Origin of the sequence: Acidiphilium sp. C61 (assembly GCF_905116885.1) — a bacterium.
Classification (GTDB): domain Bacteria; phylum Pseudomonadota; class Alphaproteobacteria; order Acetobacterales; family Acetobacteraceae; genus Acidiphilium.
In genome coordinates, this window is record NZ_CAJHNI010000005.1 from 17,742 (window position 1) to 38,088 (window position 20,347).

A 20,347-nucleotide genomic window follows, 5' to 3' on the forward strand; every position below is an offset into this window, starting at 1 on the left:
CGGCGGGCATGAGTGTGATGGTGGGATGATGTGTATGGAGGACGGCAATGACCACCTCACCTGACGGCCAGCAGACCGTCGCGCTGCCGCTGGTTGTCGGTGTCTCCACGCGCGCCATGTTTGATCTCACTGAAGAGCACGACGTTTTCACCCAGCGGGGCGTCGAGGCATACGCTCAGTTGCAGCGCGAACGCGAGAGGGTGCCCCTGAAACCCGGCGCGGCCTTCGAGGTGACACGTCGGTTGCTTGCTCTGAACGCCGAGGGACCGGCGCCGATGGTAAAGGTGATCCTGCTGTCGCGAAATTCACCGGACCTGTCGCTGCGTGCCTTCAACTCGTTCGAGCACTACGAACTGAGTGTCCAGCACGGCAGTTTCACAAGCGGTCGCACGGTAGCCCCATTTGTCGCCGCGTGGGGTATCGACCTCTTTCTCTCGAACGCCGATGACGATGTTCAATCGGCGATCACCGCTGGCACGGCCGCCGCCCGGCTTGGGCCTACTCCCGGAGCCGCGAGCGGAGAGGATGACCGTGCTCCCAAGGACGAGGTGCGGATCGCGCTGGACGGCGACGCCGTCCTGTTCAGCGAGGCGTCTGACCGGATTTACCGTGACCATGGGCTGAACCAGTTCCTAGAGCATGAGCGTGCGAACGCGCATATACCGATGGAGCGAGGACCATTCGGACGGACCTTTTTCCCGAAGCTCGCGCTGATCCGGCAAGCCTTCATGCGGGACGATGGAACCAGTCGGGTCCGGCTCTCGATTGTCACGGCCCGAAACGCACCTGCACATGAGCGTGTCATCCACACGCTCCGCGCTTGGGGCACGCCGGCCGACGAGGCTCATTTTGTCGGACGGCACGCGAAGGGACCTTTCCTGCGCGCCTGTAGGGCGCACATCTTCTTCGACGATCAGGAAACACACGTCGTCGGTGCGAGCGATTACGTGCCATCTGGGTTGGTGCCCGGGCCGCATTCGCCGGAGGACCCGGTCATTCCCGCCGGATAGGTTGGATCGTCAAAAAGATGAAATGCGGAAGCGGCTGTCGCCAGCGAACCCACTCGCGTTGATCGGGTCCAAGACAAGGCGCGATAGCGTATGCCGCCATCGAAGGATCTGCCGATAATCACGCGTGCGCGTGCGCCGCTCATACGTAAGGTGCGAGCGCGTCCTCGGTGTCAGCGAACACCTGTCTCTCACTCCCGCGTACAACCCTTTGATTCAATCGCATCACGACATCTTCAGTCACCGGCCGCTCAGCGATCCGGGTCGGCAGTTTTACGTCATCGAGCAGGAGCGCATATCTCGATGAGACAGGATAGTAGAGCGCCAGATGACCCGGCGGAGCATCGTCCATCTCGCCACCGAGAAGGTTCACGGTAGGTTGATCGCCGGCGATGAAAGACATGGACGTCTTGTTTTCCAAGAGAGCAAGCGGCCGTATCTTTCGCTGGGCGAACAGGGTCAAACCGACATTGGCCGCGAGAATGTGGGAAATGACGTTCCAGCATCGTTCCATATCCGCGGGAAGGTTGAGGGTGGCGCATCGCGCGAGAACGCGGCGCCGTAGTGCGGCCGTCCTAAAATGCTGCAAGCATATGAAGTGCGAAATTAGGATGGCATTGCCATCATCGTCGTAGAAACAGAGGTCCCCTTTCCGAGCCGCCTTGATCAGTGGCGCCGCGCGTGTCTCAAGCACCGAGTGGTAATCTTCTTCGGCATTGTGGACCTGTTCGTCCAAGAGGGCGACAAGCTGAGGGTTGGCCGAGGCCTGCGCTTCGGTCAACGCTTCCCTGAGTATGGCCCAAACGGATAATCTCCGCAGCGTGTCTTCGTGCAGGTCCCGAGACTCCGGTGGCGAATGCTCGATCCAGAATGTCCGGATGAACGCGATTTCCGACGGTGTCAGAGCATGCAGCTTGTAGAAGTCCCTCTGGACCGCAACGTCGTTGACGTTCGCAGAACGGATACGATTGTCCTGAAGCACCATAAGTCGATCTTTCGTCGCCCATGCGCGAAGATATGCTTTCCAGACGTGGTGGTGGCGGCGCTTCTTCATCAGTCCGACGTTACAAGAACAGGGTTCATCCACCGCAGTCGGGAGCTACGACCCACTCAGCAATGATGTGGTCGTCCACTAAAATAAGCTTGAAACCGTGCGCCAGAGATGATCGAAGGCGCGGAGCAAGTCGTCGCCGCGTACAACGAAGCGACAAAGCAGGCTAAGCAGCACGATGGTCGTCTGTCGGCGATACCAACGTCGCGCCGCTTCAATTCCATCCACTGACTCGCGTCGTACGAACTCTTCGTCGAGGTCGCCAAGCATCCCTTCACCAGTGCGCGGCGCGAGAACATTGACCAGCATGGCGACCACTTTGTACGGTCTGACGAACGTCGCATCGGTTTCGGTTGTGTTGCTACTGTTGCGGGCCGCAAGCATCAAGCGCTCTGTGTCTTTGACATATTGCTCAAAATCAGAGATCGCTTCGGAACCTTTGACTATTGCCTCGCACCGTTTTCGAAGCACAGCCTTCTCAGGGCGCCTCATGATCCGCGGAAGCGGAAACGGCAATATGGCATTTGCGCCGAACTCGACCACAAACCCTCGCTCAATGCTATCAAGGGCCTTCAACACGGCTCGCGTCGTTTCGTTATCGATACTTCTCTTCTCAGTATTTTCCTGCTCGACTATGCCAACACTCATTGATCACGCCCCTGCGAACGCGCCGTCGGCCCCCAATAGATGACGCAGGTGTTCTTCCGTTTGATGGACTGCTTCTCGTCCGGCGGTCTCGATTCTATAAAAGCGCTTCCGCCGTCCGCCGCGTTCGGCGGTCGCTTCTCCCCACCATGATGAAACGAGCCCCTTGCGTTCCATTCGGTCAAGGGTCGTATACAACGCTCCAATACTCGCATCGTGACCAGTCCTCTCCGAGATTCGGTCCAACAACGTGACGCCGTAAGCGTCCTCTGGCTGCTGGATCAATGTCCTGAGTACAGTAAGTTCAAAAGTTCCAAGGGTTCTACGTGGCATTTCTGTTTTGCGAATGTGTCTGCGAGGGAGTGTGTCTGCGAGGGAGTGTGTCTGCGAGGGAGTGTGTCTGCGAGGGAGTGTGTCTGCGAAAGGTCCAATGAGCTTCGTGACAATGTTTTTTACACTTTGTAGTAGATATCATCTGTAGCGATGCCGTGCAAGCAAAATGTTTGATCAGCGGGCAGTTTTCAACGGATCAACCACCGCGGCGACGAAGTTCTTTCACCGCGACACCCTTTATTATGTTTTCCCACAGCCGCCCCGCCGAGTATCGCCGGCAACCCCTTCGACCTGTGCCGCTCTCGGGGCAGCATCCCTCGACCCATTTCTCACAGCTTCTACCGCATGCCTCTGAGCGGCCCGTCTGTATAGAGACGGCCCTTTGAATTGTTCGGTGATCCACCCGGCGATCTCGGGTGCCGGTGTGAGCATGGACGGTCGGTGGCGCGGTGTGGTGCTTGTAGGACGACCGTCATGACGAGCGGGGATCGTGATGAGCGGTGCCAGTGATGCTCTCCGCGACAATCAGTGTAGACGGGACGGTGGAGCTTGATGGTGCGGGTCGGTGACCGTCTCCGTGGTGACCGGTACGCCGGACGTACCCGCCGTGACCAACCTGAGCCCGTTCATCGTCGTCATCCTCTGACCGTGCTCGCCTAAACGGTGGTTTTCGGGTCAACGCGTTATGTCTCCGAAAACCGTATCCGAAAACTGCAGAAAAAAGCTGACAGATTGTCGCGCTATCATATCCTGAAACTGGTCGTCCGAGAACGGACGGCGTGGATGAGTTTCGGGAGAACAGGATGCTTATCGGTTACGCTCGCGTCTCGACGGGTGACCAGAACCACGACCTGCAGCACGACGCCCTTCGCGCGGCCGGGTGCGACCGCATCTGGACTGAGACGGCGAGCGGGGCACGGACGGACCGACCGCAGCTGACCGCGCTGCTCGACGCGGCACGAGCCGGTGACACGCTGGTGGTCTGGCGGCTCGACCGGCTCGGTCGGTCGTTGCAGCATCTGATCAAAGTGGCCGAGGACCTCAAGCAGCGAGAGATCGCGCTTCGCAGCTTGACCGAAGGGATCGACACGACGACGACGGCAGGCCGGTTTGTCTACTCCCTTCTCGGGGCGTTGGCGCAGATGGAACGCGAGGTGTTGGTCGAGCGCACGCAAGCCGGCTTGGCAGCGGCGGCAGCGCGAGGCCGAAAGGGCGGTCGTCCGCGCGCGCTCGACGACGGCAAGGTCCGCGCGGCGCAGGCGATGCTTGCGGCGGGAACTCTCAGCGGCGCCGAGATCGCCAAACAACTCGGCGTCGCGCCATCGACGCTGTATCGGACTATCCCCGGCGGACGGCGCGCTGTGCTGGATCACGCAGCATGAACGACCGGGAAAATGGTTTTGACGACCCCGGCGAAGATCGTGATCAACCGGATCACCCGGTCAAATCGTCGCGCTACACAGCCGATCAGATCGAAGACATGCAGGACGTCGCCGCTGTTCTCGGCCTCGATCTGTCGTTCGATCCCCCCGGCGACATCAAACCCAATCTCTTCACCGACATCCTAGAGACGATGACGCCAGCGGAATACGACCGCCATCTCGACGAGATGGCCGCGCTCCTGCGAGCCGCCATTTCGGCAGCATGGGACCGAGAAGCGAAAAGACAAAAGCGGTTGCAGAAGAAGCGGAAGCGTCGTCGCCAGTGATCGACCGGGCCGATGCCGCAGGTTCCGGGGGGCCTCGAAACCGACCTCAAGAGTGATGATCGGGACCAAGTAGTCGCAGCCGGCGAATCATCTCGGCACTGTCGATCACACCGCTCCAGCGGGCTAGCAGCGGTTCCCTATTGGCGCGAATCCATGAGACGGCAGCGGCCTCGTAGGCCGGGTCCAGCGGACCCACGATGAGATGTGGTTCGGGCTGGACACCAAGGATCGCGGCGTTCGTCGCGTCCATTTGTTCGCTTGGAGAAGTCGCCACGAGCACGACCGCCCGCTGATCGGTCGACAGCATCGTCGGCAGCCAAATCGTGACCGGCAGGCCAGTAGACGACGGAAACAGGACGGCTGTCGTCCAAAAGTCGGCGTCCTCCTCCCGCCATCTATCATTGTGTTGGACGTAGATCGCTTCTGCGATGGCGAGCAGTTCCGGGCTGTCGTTGATGGCGCTGTCGTCCAAGAAACCTAGGTGTGGCGACGAGGGGCTCACCGTCTGCGAGATCGCCGCGGCAACCTCTTTGAAATCCAGACCGTCTTTTTTGAATCTCTCAACAAACGCCCACGCGATTGGCAAATCCGCGAGAGGAACGTGGCCGCCGTCCGCGAGCCTGAGCACAAGCTGCAGCTCGTACGACGTGAAGGTCAGTTCTGCACCGCGCCATGGGATGCGGTGTTCGACATGGACAATCCCATACACGCTGTCCGTGCTCGTCGTCGCCTCCATCAGGGTGCCGGATCGCTGCGCATCAGTGTGACGATCCGCGTCGCCACGGTATCGGCGGCGGCGATCAACGTCGTGTCGGCGACGTGGATGTAGCGCCGTGTCACAGTATGGCCCCGGTGCCCGAGCAGCGAGCCGATGGTCGCATCGGGCAGCCCGAGATCGGCGGCGACGCTGGCGTACGAGTGGCGCAGCACGTGCGGCGTCACGTCGCGTGGTAGCCCCGCGGCACGATAGACGACCCGCTCCCATACGCGTCGAAAATTGGCTATCGGCGCATCCCCGCCGGCCGACTTGAAGACGAATTCACCCGGCGCCATCGCCTCTATCATCTGACACGCAGTCGTGCACAGCGGTCGCATCGACGCGCCGGTCTTGGTCGCGGCAAGTCGAGCGGTTGATCGCGCCACGTCGATCTCCGCGTATCGCAGCCCGAGAACCTCGCCGCGCCGCCAGCCCGTGAGCGCGAGGAAACGGATCGCGGCGAGTGCAGGCGGCCATTCGCCCCCGGCCTCGGCCACATCCAGCGCAGTGCCGAGCGCACGGTATTCGGCGTCATCGAGCCGGCGCTCGCGGCGGCCGTCAGCCGGCTTGATCACCAGCCGGCAGGGATTGTCCTCGCGGAGCCCGCGCCGTACGGCGTACGTCATGATGGCTCCGAGCAGCCCCATCGTCCGGCTCGCGGCACCGCGTCCACCACGGACGTGCGACACGGCACGGAGCCTATCGAGCTTGACCCGTTTGTGCGTTTTGCCCGCGATGATGTCGATCATCATGCGCTCGATGTCCTGCCGCGAGATCGAGGCGACCGGCAGGTGGCCGACCAGAGGACGAATATGTGCGTCGACGCGGCAGTGGTCGGTCGCGATGGTGCTCGCGCTCTTTGCGACCCCGCGCCGCGTCAGTATCCGGCCGGCCGCGGCATCAGCGAGATACTCGTCACAGAGGTCCGCCATCGAAATCACCTGATGCTCGATCTGGCGCTCGCCGCTCGGGTCACCGCCATCGATCACGATCCGTAACAGCCTGATCGCCTCGGCCCTCGCCTCGTCCGGTGTCCATGGCGATCCATGACGGCCTATCGTGTAGGTCCGCTGCCGACCTTCCTTTGTTCGATATCGAAAAACATAGGTCGGCCGTCCACGCTGCCGGCGCGCACCGAAACCAATGACCATGGTGTCCCACACGGTCTCGCCGACTTTGAGCCCCTCGACGATCCGCAATCCAATCCGTGCGCCCAGCTTCCGTACCCCTTCGGTAGCTGGTTCTCACGGATCGGCGATTTGTCTACTGAAATCAGCGAGCATACAGCGAGCAGCAGGTGCCAAAACGCATCGCGTCCTCACCCAAAATCACGAGGATTCCCCTTCCGTCACGACGTTGACATGGCAGGGGTCACAGGTTCAATCCCTGTCGCGCCCACCACACAACCCACCGAAATCAAACGGTTTTTTGAGTTGTGCCACGATCACTTATCTTGGTCGTGCGCCTCTTAGATACCACCCAGCTACCACACGAAACCTTGTTTTCTGTCACTTTTGGCAAGTGGTGGTCAGGACGACCATGGATTTTCAGGCCGGTTGTGGGAGTTCGGAACGGCAAAAACCGATTTTGAAGGGATACGCCGCGCTCGCGTGAACCTGGAAAGGCGCCGCTGAGGGTTCCCGCCACCAATATAGCCTGTTCTGCCCGGATCTTGCCGGCCTCGACGAGCGCGGGATCTGCTGCGCACGGTGACTATCACTCTTCGGTCGCGACCAATGTTGGCGTTGATTTCTGCGCCGTTGCCTTGTCGCTCGGCTCCCATGGCAGGCGGTCGTCCCGTTCATCAATCAGGAATGGCAGACAGCAAAACGGACCGCATTGATGAACGATTTCGGCTTCGTGTTCGACGCCATCAATCACATACTTGACCGTTACACGTGGAGCCGGCTGTTTTTTGCGTTTCCTCATGCGGATGGCTCCTGATCTGAGACTAGAGATTCCAAGACCGTGGCAATCGCGTCCCAGATTGCCATGTCAAATTCCTGCTCCTCAGCCGGCGTCATTGGCTTGCGGAAGCGGGCCAGAAAGTTTGGATCGTAAAAATCACAATCCGAATCTTCGGTGGGATCGACGCCATCCATCTCCCCGCCAAGCAGCATTGACCGCAACTCATCATCGCTGAGATGCGGCGCGTCACCTGCGTTGTGCTGATCGTCCAGCGGCAACTGAGGCTGCTCAGACTGTATGCATGAGGTCATCGTCGAGTTCATAAGTATGGCAATGAGGGCATGGCTTCGGCTTGGTTTCGTCCGACAGGCTCTGTGCATGCACCTCTGCCTGCCACCACCAGATCGCCGCCACCTGCAAATCCAAGTTGATCTTGTCTGGCATCACATTCCGGCGAACCGCCAGTTCTTGGACCAGCGCATAGGCGAAGATCGACGCGGCGTAGTCGTCCCGGTTCAGCACCGTCGGCGACCGCCTGCAGGCTGCGCCAAACATGCGGGCGATTTCTTCGATCACTTCGGTCGGCACGCTCGCGCTGAAGAGGCGGCGTTTGCCGAGCCTCTTGAACGGACCACGTGGCACAACGGTCTGATCGGTGTCGGTATCGGGGTCATAATATGTCAGCATGAGGATTGTCCCATATCGGTTGGTTCTCTGTCGGGTGTTTTCGACGCGGCCATGATGGATCGACGCACCTGCGTGACCTTGGCCGGACTGACCTGCAGCAACCGTGCCGTCTCCCGCACTCCTCGACCTTCATTCAGCGAGCGTGTGATTTGATCGATCCGGATGGGTGCCAACCGAGGCCGGCCCAATCGTTTGCCCTCTCGGCCGGCACGATCCAGCGACGCGTTGATACGATCTCGGATGATGGCTCTCTCGAATTCGGCGAAGACGCCCAGCATCCCATACAGCGCCACCCCGGCGGGCGTGCTGGTGTCGATGGACTGTTGGTGCAGATAGAGATCGACGCCTGATGCCCTGAGTTCACCCAGCAGGCCAACCAGATCGGGTAGCGACCGTCCGAGGCGACAGACTGACCATGCGGCGACCACATCATATTCGCGCCGGGTCACGCCCTTCATGAGAGCATCGAGACCGGGCCGTTTCTGGCGGCCCTTTGCACCGGAGATGCCTTCGTCCGCGTGGACCGCCACGATATTCCATCCCAGCCGGGCGCCGGTATCACGCAAGGGTGTCAGTTGGTTCTCGATGGTCTGGCCGCGATCAGAGGTCGAGACCCGAACATAGAGTGCGGCGCGCTTCGTGATTTCCATCTCCAGAAGGAACCACGGATTTTCGAACTGTCAACAAAAAAGGATGATTCCGGGTACGCTCCGCTGATCTGATCCCTTCCGAGTCGTCCTGACGCTGTTTTGGGATTTGGCACGAAGGAGGATGGGGGTGTCGAGGAATCACAAGCCGGAAGAGATCATCGGCAAGTTGCCTGAGGCTGCGATTGTGCTGGCGCAGGGTGACCGAACTGAACCACGCTGGGAATCCCGGATACTCCAACTCTTGAGTAGGATGGAGCGCTGGAAAAGCGGAAGACATCGGTTCGGTATTCGCCTGAGGTCCGGGAGCGAGCGGTCCGGATGGTGCTGGAGCATGGCAAGGATCATGCTTCGCAATGGGAAGCGATCGGCTCGATAGCACCGAAGATCGGCTGCACGATCGAGACACTGAGGGGGTGGGTTCGCCAGGCGGAGCGCGATCAGGGGCTACGGCCCGGTCCGACGAGTGCTGACCAGGAGCGGATCAAGTCTCTGGAACGAGAGGTCCGGGAGCTACGCCAGGCGAACGAGATCCTGCGCAAGGCATCGGCTTATTTTGCGATGGCGGAGCTCGACCGCCGGTACAAGCCATGATCGCGTTCATCGACGCGCATCGTGAGGTCTACGGTGTCGAGCCGATCTGCCGGATGCTGCCGATCGCTCCGTCGACCTACTATGAGCATGCTGCACGCCGTATTGACCCAAACCGCTTGCCGCCCCGTGCGCGGCGCGGCGCGCGGCTTATGAAGCAGATGGAACTGGCCGGCGTGATCCGCGGCAAGCCGATGAAGACGACGGTCAGCAACTCCGCTGCGCCCTGTCCACGAGACAAGGTGAACCGGCAGTTTTATGCCTCAAGGCCAAATGCCCTATGGGTGTCGGACTTCACCTATGTCGCGACCTGGCAAGGCTTTGTATATGTGGCGTTTGTCATCGATACATTCGCTCGGCGTATCGTCGGCTGGCGGGTCAGCCGCACGGCGCATGCCGGTTTCGTCCTCGATGCCCTGGAACAGGCTCTTCACAACAGACGCCCGATGCGTGGCGGCGGCCTCGTCCATCACAGCGACCGGGGCAGCCAGTATGTCTCGATCAAATACACCGAGCGCCTGTTGGAGGCCGGCATCGAACCGTCCGTCGGCAGCGTCGGCGATTCCTACGACAATGCCCTCGCCGAAACTATCAACGGCCTGTTCAAGGCCGAGGTCATCCACCCTCGTGGCCCTTGGCGGAATGCAGAAGCAGTGGAATTCGCCACACTCGAATGGGTGGACTGGTTCAACAACCGCCGCCTCCTCGAGCCCATTGGCAATATTCCACCCGCTGAGGCCGAGGCGAGGTACTATGAACAACTGAACGAGCTGGCTATGGTCGCCTCAGTCAAACAAAATGGCCTCCGGGATTCCCGGCGCGGTTCAGACCACTCATAGGCTGATGCTCAAATTGTCGGTATGATAGAGCACTTGCCGATCTTGCCTGATCGGGTGATCTTTCAGCCGATTTGCAGCGGGCTCTCCATGCTCGGCGATAAGCACGCGTTGAGACCTACGATTTCATCGAACTGTGCCATGGGCGCAGGGCGGCCGATCAGATAGCCCTGCAACAGTGCGCAGCCTGCCGTGCGGAGCATCTCCGCTTGCGCCGGAGTTTCCACACCTTCGGCAACAACCGACAAATCGAGTGCCCGGCCAAGTCCCAAGACCGCCAGCACGATCGCCTCCGCCTCATCCACGCGGCCAAGATCGGACACGAAAGAACGATCGAGCTTGATCTTGTCGAAGGGGAACATTCGAAGCGTTGCCAGCGATGAATATCCCGTTCCGAAATCATCCAGCGATATCGTTACCCCCAGAGCCCTGATGCGGGCCAGGACGTCGGTCGCGGCGCGGGCATCGGCGAGCAGCAGGGATTCGGTGACTTCGAGTTCGAGCCGCGCGGGGGCCAGCCCGGTTTCGGCAAGCACCGCGGCGACCAGTTCCGGCAACTGGCCGTGCTGGATCTGGACAACCGATATATTGACCGCAACGCGCAGCGGAGCGCGCCATCCCGCGGCTTCGCGGCATGCCTCCCGCAGCACGAAACTGCCGATCTCGATGATCGATCCGGTTTCTTCGGCGACGGGAATGAACGCTGCCGGCGACACGTCGTTCTCGTTCCGCCGCCAGCGCGCCAGCGCCTCGAAGCCGACAATACTGCCAGAGGCGATGTCGAGCTGTGGTTGATACTGCACCGAGATTTCATTCCGGTCGCAGGCGCCACGCAAATCCGCTTCCATCCTGCGGAGGGCGAGCTGGGCGTCGTTGATCTGGGTGTTGAAGAATGCAAACCCGTTTCGGCTGGCCGATTTAACCTGGTAGAGTGCCATATCAGCGTGTGAGAGAAGGGCTTCGGCGGTCTCCCCATCATCAGGCGCCAGGGCGATGCCGATCGACACGGTCGTCGAGACGGCAGGCACCTCGCTCGTGGAGAGCCTTGCACTGACCGCGCCGATCAGTCGCTCGGCCAGGCGACTGGCATCCCCCGCACTGGTGATGCCGTTTTGCACGACAACGAACTCATCGCCGCCGCTCCGCGCGATCACGTCGTTTTCGCGCACTTCCCCGCGCAGGCAGGCCGCGAGATCAATCAGCAACTTGTCGCCGGTGGTATGCCCGTAGAGATCATTCACCGTCTTGAAACGGTCGATATCGATCACGTGGACCGCGAATTTCAACGTCTCCACACGGGCAGCAGCGAGCGTCGTGTCAAGATACGAGATCAGCCGCCGGCGATTGGCAAGGCCCGTCAGCGGGTCGTGTTCGACAAGATAGCGAATCTGTTCGGCAGCACGCCGGCTCTCGGAGATGTCCTTGGTAATTACGAGGTAGCCGCTCCCCTCGTCATCTTCGCTCACGGCCGTGACTTCGGTGCAGAACCATGTTCCCGCTGCACTGCCTGGCCATTCGACCGCACCGCCCGATCCGCCGAAAAGCTTGGCCACCGCTTCGTGGTAGTCGCTATCCACCCTGCCGAGAAACCATTCGATTCCGCGCAGCGTCTCGCCCTCATGTTCCGGCAGGCCACGAACCTGACCGATCGGCACAATCTCGCCCGCGGGAAGCGTCATCCGCCAGGCCTCGAGCTTTGCAACACGCTGCACATTGTCGAGCGCGTCGGCATTATCCTTGCTGCGTTCCACCGCACGCTGAGCGGTTTCGAGCATAAAATTCGTCAGCAAGGACAGTTTCTGGACCGTCAGGTCCGTACTTTCGGTGCGGAGTCGTAACGACAGATCCCCGGTGATGACGCCGCACATTGCCTGGCAGAGCGCCTCGATCGCCTGGCGATCGACAGGGTCTCCGCCGCCTGCGATGTTCATGCGATACCGGTCGCCTGTTTCGGTTTGAGCCTCACCTCGATGACGGACGTGCTTGAGGCGGTACTGCCTTCGATGAAGCTGATCTCGGCAACCTCGCCCCGGCGCGCGGCAAGATTGCGGGCGAGGGAACAGTAGAAATAAGCCAGCCGGTTCGAGGATCGGTAATGCATCCGGATCCCGTCCGGCAACGCCACGGCCCTGAATTTCTCGGCTACCTTCCGCTGTTCGTTAGAGCGCAGTCCGCAGGCCATGCTGCTATGGATGTCCGGCTGCAACATCAGGAAGTTCCGTGTGTCCGGTGCCACGGCGAAGAAGCCGGGGAAAGTCTGTTCCGCCCAGTCGAGGAAGAAGTCGGCGATCTCGTCGAACGCCGTCTCTGTATCGCAGCCGGTTATGTCGGCGATTGCGGCGACCAGCGCGCAGCATTCCGCATCGTCATATTCGGTATCGAGACGGAATTGCTGCTCGCTCTGAAAGCCCGCCCGCAGCAGGATCGCCATTCGTGTCTCCGCCGTTACGCGGCGTTTGAGATACCGGTCGATGGTATGGGGGATGATACCGAGCATGATGATTATAACTCTTTACATAAAATGTTTGATATTTAATTACCGGATTGATCATCGCTTACGTCATGATTCCATGACGGTACGCGGCCTGCCGATCTTCGGGCGGCCGCCTTACCCGGTCAGACGACCCCATCCGATCGGATGATGCTCTAACAGACGGAACCGGTCGCGCGGTAAGACTGCACGAGACCGTGGACGATGCGGAAATTGATCACACAGGTATTTTTGTAGGTCTGTGGCGGAACGGTTGGCGGGATGCCGCCAATTGCCGGCCGCTGATCCACGAAAGCGGGTCCGCCGGTCCAGCCCGGCACTGAATAGGTGATTGTGTGCCTGTACTGATCGTGGACAACGTCGCCGTTCACGCTGCGCCGGTCGGGCACACCGAGGGCTCTGACCAGGGCCGTTTCCGGCTTGCCGATGAAGTCCTGCATCTTCCTCGCGAGCCGGGGACCGGCGCATCCGGTCAATGCGAGGCATGACAGGCCCAAGAGCGATGAAGCGACCAGGGTTTTCCGGGTTTGCATGCTTGTGCACCTCTCCCTTCGTGATGGTCGTGGCACCCTCATGCTCTCAAATGGATATGCCCGGTCGCGCCGAAAGACCCGGTTGCCGGATCGCTCACGAATTTTTGCAGGATCGGATATCCCGGACCGGCAGCGGCGCCGGTCGCGCGCCGTGGCGGGGCGAGTGGCCGGCGGATCAGCTGCGAAGGGCGGCCAGCACCGCGTCGATCGGCCTGGACCAATCCCCAAGCGTTTGCTGCCGATGCAGCCTGATCGAGCTGTACCACGGCGTGTCGGATCGGCCGAGCAGCCAGCGCCAGTCGCACGAGGCTGAGAGGAGCACATGGCAAGGTTTGCCCATGGCCCCGGCAAGATGGGCAACCGAGGTATCGACCGTTACCAGCCCGTCGAGATGGTGCAGGATTCCGGCCGTCGCACCGAAATCGTCCATCTCGCCCGCCATGCTTGGCACGTCGTATTCGCCCTGTCGTGCGCCGAGCTGAAGGGCGATGAACCGGAGACCCGGGCTTTCGATCAGCGGCGCCAATACGCCCGTCGGCAGCGAGCGCCGACGATCGTTGTTGTGTCCCGGATTGCCCGCCCAGACCAGACCAAACAGCCGCGTGCCGGCAGGGCGCGCAAGATCGGCAAACCGCTCCACTGCTGCGGGTGGTGCGGCGAGATAGCCGCCCGCTGCCGGAATCGTCTCCGGCGTCAGCCGCAGCACATGCGGCAGGCTCATCTGGTCGATCGCGCAATCAACGTCCGCGGGCGCTGGATCTTCCAGCCGGCAAAGCCCGACTCCGAGCCCCGCGAAGAGCGGGAACAGCGTGGCCTGGCATGCGAGCGTCACGCGTCGTGCCTCGGCGATCAGACGAGGCAGGAACCGCGCGAACATGATGGTGTCGCCCAGCCCCTGCTCGGCGCGAACCAGCAGATGACGGCCTGCCAGATCGTCGCCGGTCCATACCGGGGCGGGCAGGTGGTCGAAATGCGGGCCGTAGATCGGATGGCGCTTGCGCCACTCATAGGCTTCAAACCCGGTGGCAAAATCGCCTGCCAGCAAGGCCGCGACGCCGCGATTCCATTGCGCGACGGCAAAATCCGGGTCGAGCGCGATGGCGCGGTCGCACAGCGCTATCGCTTCCGCGGTATCACCTTGGATCGTCCGCAGCACGGCAAGACTTGCCAGGGCCTCCCGCAGGTTGGGATCGATGGCGAGTGCTGCGCGCAAATCCGCCTCGGCCTGCTCGATGCGGTCGAGCCCGACAAGCGCGTTGCCGCGGTTGAGCAGTGCCCCGGCGTGGCGCGGTTCGGCGGCCAGAACCTGGGTGAACAGGCTGATCGCGGTGTCGGTCTTGCCCAGCGCTGAAAGGGCGGAGCCAAGGGTGAACCGTGCATGGTTGCACGTCGAATCGAGAATCAGCGCAAGCGCTGCGTGTCGTGTCGCCGCAGCGTTGTCGGCATGGGCGAGATAGGCCGCAGCGAGCCCGGCCTGCGCCGGCGCGAAATCCTGTCGCAGCCTTGTCGCCTCGGAATAGGCGGCGATGGCGCCGGCGGAATCCCCGCGCTCGATCCTGATCGCGCCAGCGACCATCCACCCTTCGGCAAGACCGGGCATGGCAGTGCAGGCCGCGACCGCATCCCGCTCGGCATCATCGAGCGCCCCGAGCGACCATAGCGAGAGGGCCCGGTTCGCCAGTGCTGCAGGAAAACCGGGCATGGCTTCGAGCACACCGGTGAAGCACCGTGCCGCCGCGGAATAATCGCCATTGCCATGGGCGGAGAGCCCGGCCGCGAAAAGCGCTTCCGGACCGTCGGCGGCTGCGGTCATGTTCTGATCCATGACCGTAACCTATCGGGAGAAGCTTAATGAAGCCTTACAAGGCCGTTTTGCGCGTCCGGTTCAACGTTCAGCGATTGCCGCCATGGCATCCTGCAACCGGGGAACGTGCCCCTCGGCCAGCGCCGTCAGGCTTGCGGGTACGTTGCCGATCTGCTCGCCATAGATCCAGCTGTCGGTCAGAACCTGCCGCACGAACCGGCGCGTGGTGGCGTTCGGGATCGATTCGACGAAGATCAGAGGATCGCCGCCATCCCTGATCGTTCGTGCCCATTTCGTGGCGGCCACCGGCCCGGCATTGTAGCTGGCCAGAATGCGCAGCAAATCGCCGTTCACGTCAGGCTGGGCGCCGAGATATTGCAGATAGGATTGGCCGAGCGCCAGATTGGCTGCCGGGCTCTCCAGGTTGCCGGCGATGTCGTAGCGCTGCGCCATCGCTCTCGCGGTTGCCGGCATCAGCTGCATCAGCCCGCGCGCGCCGACCGAGGACACGGCACGAGGATTGAAGCCGGATTCAGTGCGCGCCAGCGCGTAGACCAGGGCGGGGTCGACCCTGAAACCACCCGCGGGGTGCAGCGCCGGCAAGGGCAAGGTGACACCCGCAATCTCGTTGCCGGGCAGGGTCCGCACCAGGGTTACGGCGACATCGACCAGTCCCGCCCGCGCCGCGACGCGCAGCACGGCCCGACCCAGATTGGGATCAGCCTTGATTTGCGGCCAGAGGCTGCGCAGGGCGAGGGCGGCATCGGCGGTACGGCCGACCTGCAGCAGCGCGAAGGCCAGCGAGCCCTCGGGCTGCGCGGCTACCGCCTCGACATCCGCTTCCGACAGGCTGGCGGTCAGGCTGGCCAGACCGAGTTCGCGGCCCAGAAGCCGTGCCGCGAGCATGCCGTAGAACGTGCCCTGGTTGTTCGCGGCCTTGCCAAGGCTGGCGATGTAGGCATCAGGCTGGCCAAGCCGCAATGCGGCGCGCGCGGCCCAGAAGGCGCCGGCGGCGTGTTCCTCCGGATTCGCCTTCACGGCGTCGGCAGCCTGTTCGAAATGGGTTCTGGCCTCGGCGAGCCGGTTCAGTTGCCAGGCGGCCAGTCCGGCGATGAAATCCGGTGCCCAGACGTGATTTCCGCCTTCCTTCGCGGCGTCAGCGGCGATCTCCAGGGCCTGTGCATTGGCCCCACGCTCGAAAAGGTGCCGCGCGACGATCGCCCGCAACGCAGCGCCCGTCTCGGGAGAAACGTGATTGTCATTCCGGATCAGGTCGATGGCGCGGCTGGTCTGCCCCGCGCTGCTCAGCCGCCGGACCAGATCGGCCAGTCGTGCGGGCAGGTGCCTGCCGCCCTGCGGCGGGGTCGCCGCGCCGCTTGCCGCGAGGCCCGGCTCAGGCAGATATCGGACATCTGCCGCCGGTATCGTCGCGCCGCGCGGCAGCCGTGAGGCGAGCAGGCTCCTGATCCGCCCGGTGCCCGGCTGGCCGCCATATTTCCGCAGCCAGGCTTCGAGTTCCGGCGGCGTCGAATGATGATGCGGTCCGAGATAGCGCTGCGCCAGCACCTGCCCCATCAACACCTTGTCGCCCAGGCGCTGGATGAGTGCTGCCGCTTCCGCCATCCTGCCGGCCGCCTGGTCGGCGAAGATGCGCCGGTACAGCGCAACATCGCTCGGCGCCAGCGGACGGGCGAGCACCACCTCGTCGCCATTTGCCGGCGCCGATCGCGGGATCGCATAGGCTACTGATTCCGGGTGCGCTGCGGCACCCTGCATGTCGGTCGAAGGCCCCCTGTGCCCAGCCGGCGCCGCGTGAGCGGCGGTTATTCCGGTGGACAGCGCCGCGGTGACGATACACGCCCGGGCGACGCTTAGGCGGGAGAGCTTTTTAACGGCTCCTCGCATGACCGTTTGGCTACAACCCAACTTAGCGGCTGGGCAAGCTCTCCGAGAGGTTGAGAATCTCAAAAAAAACGCAAAGTCCCAGAATTGCTGGGGTTTCGTTGCGCTCTGGATTTCAACTTTTCGTGATTGACTGCGAAAATATCATGTTTGAATCGTCCTAGGCGCATGACTCAACACATTCGCGCCGCAATTCGAGCAGATCTGTCCAGGCCAGCCGCTTCGCATCCGGTTGCCGCAGCAGGAACGCGGGATGATAGGTCGGCAGGACACGCAATCCGCCCTCCATCCCGGGGATCTCGATCTCGCGCCATTTGCCGCGCAGCCGGGTAATCCCGTCCTTGCCGCCGATCAGCGCGCGCACGGCCACGGCGCCGAGCAGGACCAGGCGCGCCGGGCGCACGAGCGCGATATGCCGGTGCAGGAACGGCAGACACTGGGAGATTTCCGTATCGGATGGCGTCCGGTTTCCCGGCGGTCGCCAGGGCACGACGTTGACGATCCGCACCTTGCCCCGGTCGAGGCCGATGCTTTCCATCATCCGGTCAAGCAACTGGCCCGCAGGGCCGACGAACGGCCGGCCGATGCGATCCTCCTCGGCGCCAGGCGCCTCGCCGATGAACATGATCCGCGCATCCGCGGCGCCGTCGGCGAAAACGAGCTGGGTTGCCGTGCGTTTGAGCGCGCAGTGATCGAAGCGTTCGAGCGCGTCGCGCAGCGCGGCGAGCGTGGTCGCGGCGCTGGGATCGGCTCCAGGATCGGAATTCTGATCGGCATTCTGATCGCCGCCCGGCGGGGCAGGGGGGAGGGATGTTGCAGATGGCGCGATCGTGCGCGGTGCGGCTGCGGGCATGTCCCGGCGGCGCGGCGGTGCGGCGGCGTGGTCGGCCGGGGTTTCCAGCAACGCCTCGTCCGCCCCCCATTCCGCCTGCAGCGCGAGCGCCGCGAGCAATGCGGCGCGCGTATCTCCCGTCATGTTTCCGCCCTGTGCGTCCATCACCCGATTTGCGCCCGAGGCCGGGCTTTGCGCAATGCCCCGCGCTTCCCTATACGTTAATCGAAGCGCAGGAGAACTCACATGTCAGACGAAGTGCCGCCCCGGGAATCAATGGAATTCGACGTCGTCGTGGTCGGCGCCGGCCCGGCCGGCCTTTCGGCGGCGATCCGGCTCAAACAGCTCGATCCGGAGATATCGGTCTGCGTCGTTGAAAAAGGCGGCGAGGTGGGCGCGCATATCCTCTCCGGCTGCGTGCTGGAGCCGCGCGCCATGGCGGAACTCCTGCCCGATGCCGATATCGGCGCGATCGAGTTCTCGGCGAAGGCGGGCGAGGATCGTTTCCTGTTCCTCACCGAATCCGGCAGCCACCGCATGCCGACGCCGCCGCAGATGAACAATCACGGCAATTTCGTTGTCAGTCTCGGCAATGTCGTCCGCTTCCTTGGCGCGAAGGCTGAGGAGCTCGGCGTCGAGATCTATCCCGGCTTCGCCGCGGCGGAACTGCTGGTCGAGGATGGCCGCGTCGTCGGCATCGCCACCGGCGACATGGGAATCGGCAAGGACGGCCAGCCGACCGCGCAATACCAGCGGGGGATGGAACTGCGCGCACTATATACTGTATTCGCCGAGGGGTGCCGCGGTTCGCTCGGCAAGCAGCTGATGTCCCGCTTCGGCCTGCGCGACGGGATCGATCCGCAGACCTATGGCATCGGCATCAAGGAACTCTGGGAAGTGCCGGCGGAGCACCACAATCCCGGCATGGTCATGCATACGATCGGCTGGCCGCTCGATATGAAAACCTATGGCGGCTCGTTCCTCTACCATCTGGGCGGCAACCTGATGGCCTATGGTTTCGTGGTCGGGCTCGATTACGAGAACCCCTACCTCTCGCCGTTCGAGGAAATGCAGCGCTTCAAGACCCACAAGGCGATCCGCCCGTATTTCGAGGGTGCGAAGCGCATCGCCTACGGCGCGCGGGCGCTGAACGAGGGCGGTGTCCAGTCGATCCCCAAGCTCGCCTTTCCCGGCGGCGTGCTGGTCGGCTGCGAGGCGGGCTTCCTCAACGTGCCCAAGATCAAGGGCACACATACCGCGATGAAATCCGGCATGCTCGCCGCCGAGACAATCGCCGAGGCGCTGGCCGGCAGCCGCCCCGCCACTCTCGACGCCTTCCCCGAGAAAGTACGCGCCTCCTGGCTCTGGCCCGAGCTTGAGGCGGTGCGCAACATCCGCCCCGGCTTCGCGAAATTCGGCATGTGGGGCGGGCTGATCAACGCCGCCTTCGAAACCTACGTCACCCGTGGCAAGTCGCCTTGGACGCTGCGCAACCACGCCGACAACACCACGCTGAAACCCGCTCGCAACGCCGCGCCCATCGCCTATCCGAAGCCCGACGGCGCGCTCACCTTCGACCGGCTGAGCTCGGTGTTCATGTCGAACACCAATCACGAGGAAAACCAGCCCGCGCATCTCACCCTGATCGATCCGGCGAAGGCAATCGCGGTGAACTGGGCCGAATATCGCAGTCCGGAGACGCGCTACTGCCCGGCCGGCGTCTATGAGATCGTCGGCGCCGAGGCGGGCGATCCGAAGCTTCAGATCAACGCGCAGAACTGCGTGCACTGCAAGACCTGCGACATCAAGGACCCGACGCAGAACATCAACTGGGTGGTGCCCGAAGGCGCCGGCGGCCCGGCCTATCCGGGCGGGATGTGAGCATGACCCGGATCGGCATTGCCGGCATCACCGGCCGGATGGGCAAGCTGCTCGCCGAGGCCGTGCCGTTGGCCGGCGCCACGCTGGCCGGGGGCATCGGCCGCGATGGCGATCTCGACGCACTTGCACGCGAAAGCGATGTGGTGATCGACTTCACCCTGGCCGCCACGGTCAGCCGCCATGCCGGCATCCTCGCCGCATGTGGCACGCCCTGGGTGCTCGGCACCACCGGCTTCGATCCAGCCGCCGAGGCCGACATTGCTGCCGCGGCGGCGCGAATCCCGGTTTTCCAGGCGGCGAATTTCGCGCCGGGCGTGAACCTCGTGATCGCGCTGGCCGAGCGCCTCGGCGCCGCGCTTGCCGCCGAGACCCACGACGCCGAAATCCTCGAAATGCATCATCGCCAGAAGATCGATGCGCCCTCCGGCACAGCGCTGGCGATCGGCGCCGCGGTGGCGCGGGGCAGGGGAGTTGATCTCGACGCCGTCAAGGATTCCGGACGCGACGGCCATACCGGCCCGCGCGAGACTGGCGCCATCGGCTTCGCCGCCCTGCGCGGCGGGCAGATCGTCGGCAGCCATAGTGCGATCTTCACCAGCGCCGTCGAGCAGATCACGCTGACCCATCACGCGCTCGACCGGCGGATTTTCGCCGAAGGGGCGGTCCGCGCCGCGCTTTGGCTGGCCGGGCGCGCGCCGGGGCGCTACGGCATGCGCGACCTGCTCGGCCTCTAG

Annotated in this window: 21 protein-coding genes and 1 other annotated feature; of the genes, 6 read left to right on the top strand and 15 right to left on the bottom strand. The window is 62.9% G+C overall.

Features of this window, described 5'->3' with window-relative positions; genetic code table 11:
- Nucleotides 1-47: 47 nt before the first annotated feature.
- Nucleotides 48-1,010 carry a 5'-nucleotidase gene (locus HUW10_RS03015; RefSeq protein ID WP_174502150.1) on the top strand — a complete coding sequence of 321 codons (963 nt, stop codon included), beginning with the start codon at nt 48-50 and terminating at the stop codon, nt 1,008-1,010.
- Between the two features lie 139 nt (nt 1,011-1,149).
- On the opposite strand, the gene HUW10_RS03020 is transcribed toward HUW10_RS03015, so the two are convergent.
- From HUW10_RS03020 to HUW10_RS18650, 3 genes are all read right to left on the bottom strand, one after another.
- The gene (locus HUW10_RS03020; protein ID WP_174502151.1) at nt 1,150-2,061 is read right to left on the bottom strand and encodes a DUF4238 domain-containing protein; all 912 of its coding nucleotides are present in this window, start codon (nt 2,059-2,061) and stop codon (nt 1,150-1,152) included.
- A gap of 78 nt (nt 2,062-2,139) precedes the next feature.
- Nucleotides 2,140-2,706: a hypothetical protein gene (locus tag HUW10_RS03025; protein WP_174502152.1), complete on the bottom strand. Its 567-nt coding sequence runs from the start codon at nt 2,704-2,706 to the stop codon at nt 2,140-2,142.
- Nucleotides 2,707-2,709: 3 nt separating this feature from the next.
- A complete protein-coding gene (locus tag HUW10_RS18650) occupies nt 2,710-3,036 on the bottom strand; it encodes a PadR family transcriptional regulator (RefSeq protein ID WP_174502153.1) in 327 nt (108 codons plus the stop codon).
- An 803-nt stretch (nt 3,037-3,839) separates the two neighbouring features.
- Between HUW10_RS18650 and HUW10_RS03035 the strand changes: the two genes are divergently transcribed.
- Together HUW10_RS03035 and HUW10_RS03040 are read left to right on the top strand one after the other, a co-directional pair.
- On the top strand, nt 3,840-4,418 hold the full coding sequence (locus HUW10_RS03035) for a recombinase family protein (protein ID WP_174502147.1): 579 nt from the start codon (nt 3,840-3,842) through the stop codon (nt 4,416-4,418).
- Nucleotides 4,415-4,744: a hypothetical protein gene (locus tag HUW10_RS03040; protein WP_174502146.1), complete on the top strand. Its 330-nt coding sequence runs from the start codon at nt 4,415-4,417 to the stop codon at nt 4,742-4,744. The genes HUW10_RS03035 and HUW10_RS03040 overlap by 4 nt, the downstream gene beginning before the upstream one ends.
- A 46-nt stretch (nt 4,745-4,790) precedes the next feature.
- Here HUW10_RS03040 and HUW10_RS03045 read toward each other — a convergent pair whose 3' ends face one another.
- The 6 genes from HUW10_RS03045 to HUW10_RS03070 all read right to left on the bottom strand — a co-directional run bounded on the left by HUW10_RS03045 (nt 4,791) and on the right by HUW10_RS03070 (nt 8,746).
- Nucleotides 4,791-5,480 carry a hypothetical protein gene (locus HUW10_RS03045; protein ID WP_174502145.1) on the bottom strand — a complete coding sequence of 230 codons (690 nt, stop codon included), beginning with the start codon at nt 5,478-5,480 and terminating at the stop codon, nt 4,791-4,793.
- Nucleotides 5,480-6,700: a site-specific integrase gene (locus HUW10_RS03050; RefSeq protein ID WP_174502144.1), complete on the bottom strand. Its 1,221-nt coding sequence runs from the start codon at nt 6,698-6,700 to the stop codon at nt 5,480-5,482. Before HUW10_RS03050 ends, HUW10_RS03045 begins: the two co-directional genes overlap by 1 nt.
- Nucleotides 6,701-7,217: 517 nt before the next feature.
- Nucleotides 7,218-7,430 carry a hypothetical protein gene (locus HUW10_RS03055; RefSeq protein ID WP_174502154.1) on the bottom strand — a complete coding sequence of 71 codons (213 nt, stop codon included), beginning with the start codon at nt 7,428-7,430 and terminating at the stop codon, nt 7,218-7,220.
- Nucleotides 7,427-7,687, bottom strand: coding sequence for a hypothetical protein (locus HUW10_RS03060; protein WP_174502155.1), 261 nt, complete (start codon nt 7,685-7,687; stop codon nt 7,427-7,429). Before HUW10_RS03060 ends, HUW10_RS03055 begins: the two co-directional genes overlap by 4 nt.
- Nucleotides 7,688-7,697: 10 nt before the next feature.
- The gene (locus HUW10_RS03065) at nt 7,698-8,096 is read right to left on the bottom strand and encodes a hypothetical protein (protein ID WP_174502156.1); all 399 of its coding nucleotides are present in this window, start codon (nt 8,094-8,096) and stop codon (nt 7,698-7,700) included.
- Entirely contained in the window at nt 8,090-8,746 is a 657-nt protein-coding gene (locus HUW10_RS03070) for a recombinase family protein (RefSeq protein ID WP_174502157.1), read from the bottom strand. The genes HUW10_RS03065 and HUW10_RS03070 overlap by 7 nt, the downstream gene beginning before the upstream one ends.
- A 318-nt stretch (nt 8,747-9,064) precedes the next feature.
- Here HUW10_RS03070 and HUW10_RS03075 point away from each other — a divergent pair.
- Nucleotides 9,065-10,173 (top strand): IS3 family transposase gene (locus tag HUW10_RS03075; protein ID WP_371808612.1). Its coding sequence is split into 2 segments (ribosomal slippage): nt 9,065-9,302 and nt 9,302-10,173, totalling 1,110 coding nucleotides; the frame shifts between segments, so codons are not numbered across the junction.
- Nucleotides 9,292-9,408, top strand: a sequence feature (AL1L pseudoknot). It overlaps the preceding gene by 117 nt.
- 62 nt (nt 10,174-10,235) lie before the next feature.
- Here HUW10_RS03075 and HUW10_RS03080 read toward each other — a convergent pair.
- The 6 genes from HUW10_RS03080 to HUW10_RS03105 all read right to left on the bottom strand — a co-directional run bounded on the left by HUW10_RS03080 (nt 10,236) and on the right by HUW10_RS03105 (nt 17,897).
- Complete coding sequence (locus HUW10_RS03080; protein ID WP_174502158.1) at nt 10,236-12,101, bottom strand: bifunctional diguanylate cyclase/phosphodiesterase; 1,866 nt, start codon at nt 12,099-12,101, stop codon at nt 10,236-10,238.
- Nucleotides 12,098-12,667 carry a heme NO-binding domain-containing protein gene (locus HUW10_RS03085; protein WP_174502159.1) on the bottom strand — a complete coding sequence of 190 codons (570 nt, stop codon included), beginning with the start codon at nt 12,665-12,667 and terminating at the stop codon, nt 12,098-12,100. Before HUW10_RS03085 ends, HUW10_RS03080 begins: the two co-directional genes overlap by 4 nt.
- Before the next feature lie 149 nt (nt 12,668-12,816).
- Entirely contained in the window at nt 12,817-13,101 is a 285-nt protein-coding gene (locus tag HUW10_RS03090) for a hypothetical protein (protein ID WP_236656179.1), read from the bottom strand.
- Nucleotides 13,102-13,369: 268 nt separating this feature from the next.
- A complete protein-coding gene (locus HUW10_RS03095) occupies nt 13,370-15,007 on the bottom strand; it encodes a tetratricopeptide repeat protein (RefSeq protein WP_236656180.1) in 1,638 nt (545 codons plus the stop codon).
- 72 nt (nt 15,008-15,079) lie between these two features.
- On the bottom strand, nt 15,080-16,774 hold the full coding sequence (locus tag HUW10_RS03100) for a lytic transglycosylase domain-containing protein (RefSeq protein ID WP_236656181.1): 1,695 nt from the start codon (nt 16,772-16,774) through the stop codon (nt 15,080-15,082).
- A 286-nt stretch (nt 16,775-17,060) separates the two neighbouring features.
- Nucleotides 17,061-17,897: a uracil-DNA glycosylase family protein gene (locus tag HUW10_RS03105; protein ID WP_174504732.1), complete on the bottom strand. Its 837-nt coding sequence runs from the start codon at nt 17,895-17,897 to the stop codon at nt 17,061-17,063.
- Between the two features lie 81 nt (nt 17,898-17,978).
- Between HUW10_RS03105 and HUW10_RS03110 the strand changes: the two genes are divergently transcribed.
- A complete protein-coding gene (locus HUW10_RS03110) occupies nt 17,979-19,613 on the top strand; it encodes an electron transfer flavoprotein-ubiquinone oxidoreductase (RefSeq protein ID WP_174502163.1) in 1,635 nt (544 codons plus the stop codon).
- A 2-nt stretch (nt 19,614-19,615) separates the two neighbouring features.
- Nucleotides 19,616-20,347, top strand: a complete 732-nt coding sequence (dapB, locus tag HUW10_RS03115; RefSeq protein ID WP_174502164.1) for a 4-hydroxy-tetrahydrodipicolinate reductase — start codon at nt 19,616-19,618, stop codon at nt 20,345-20,347.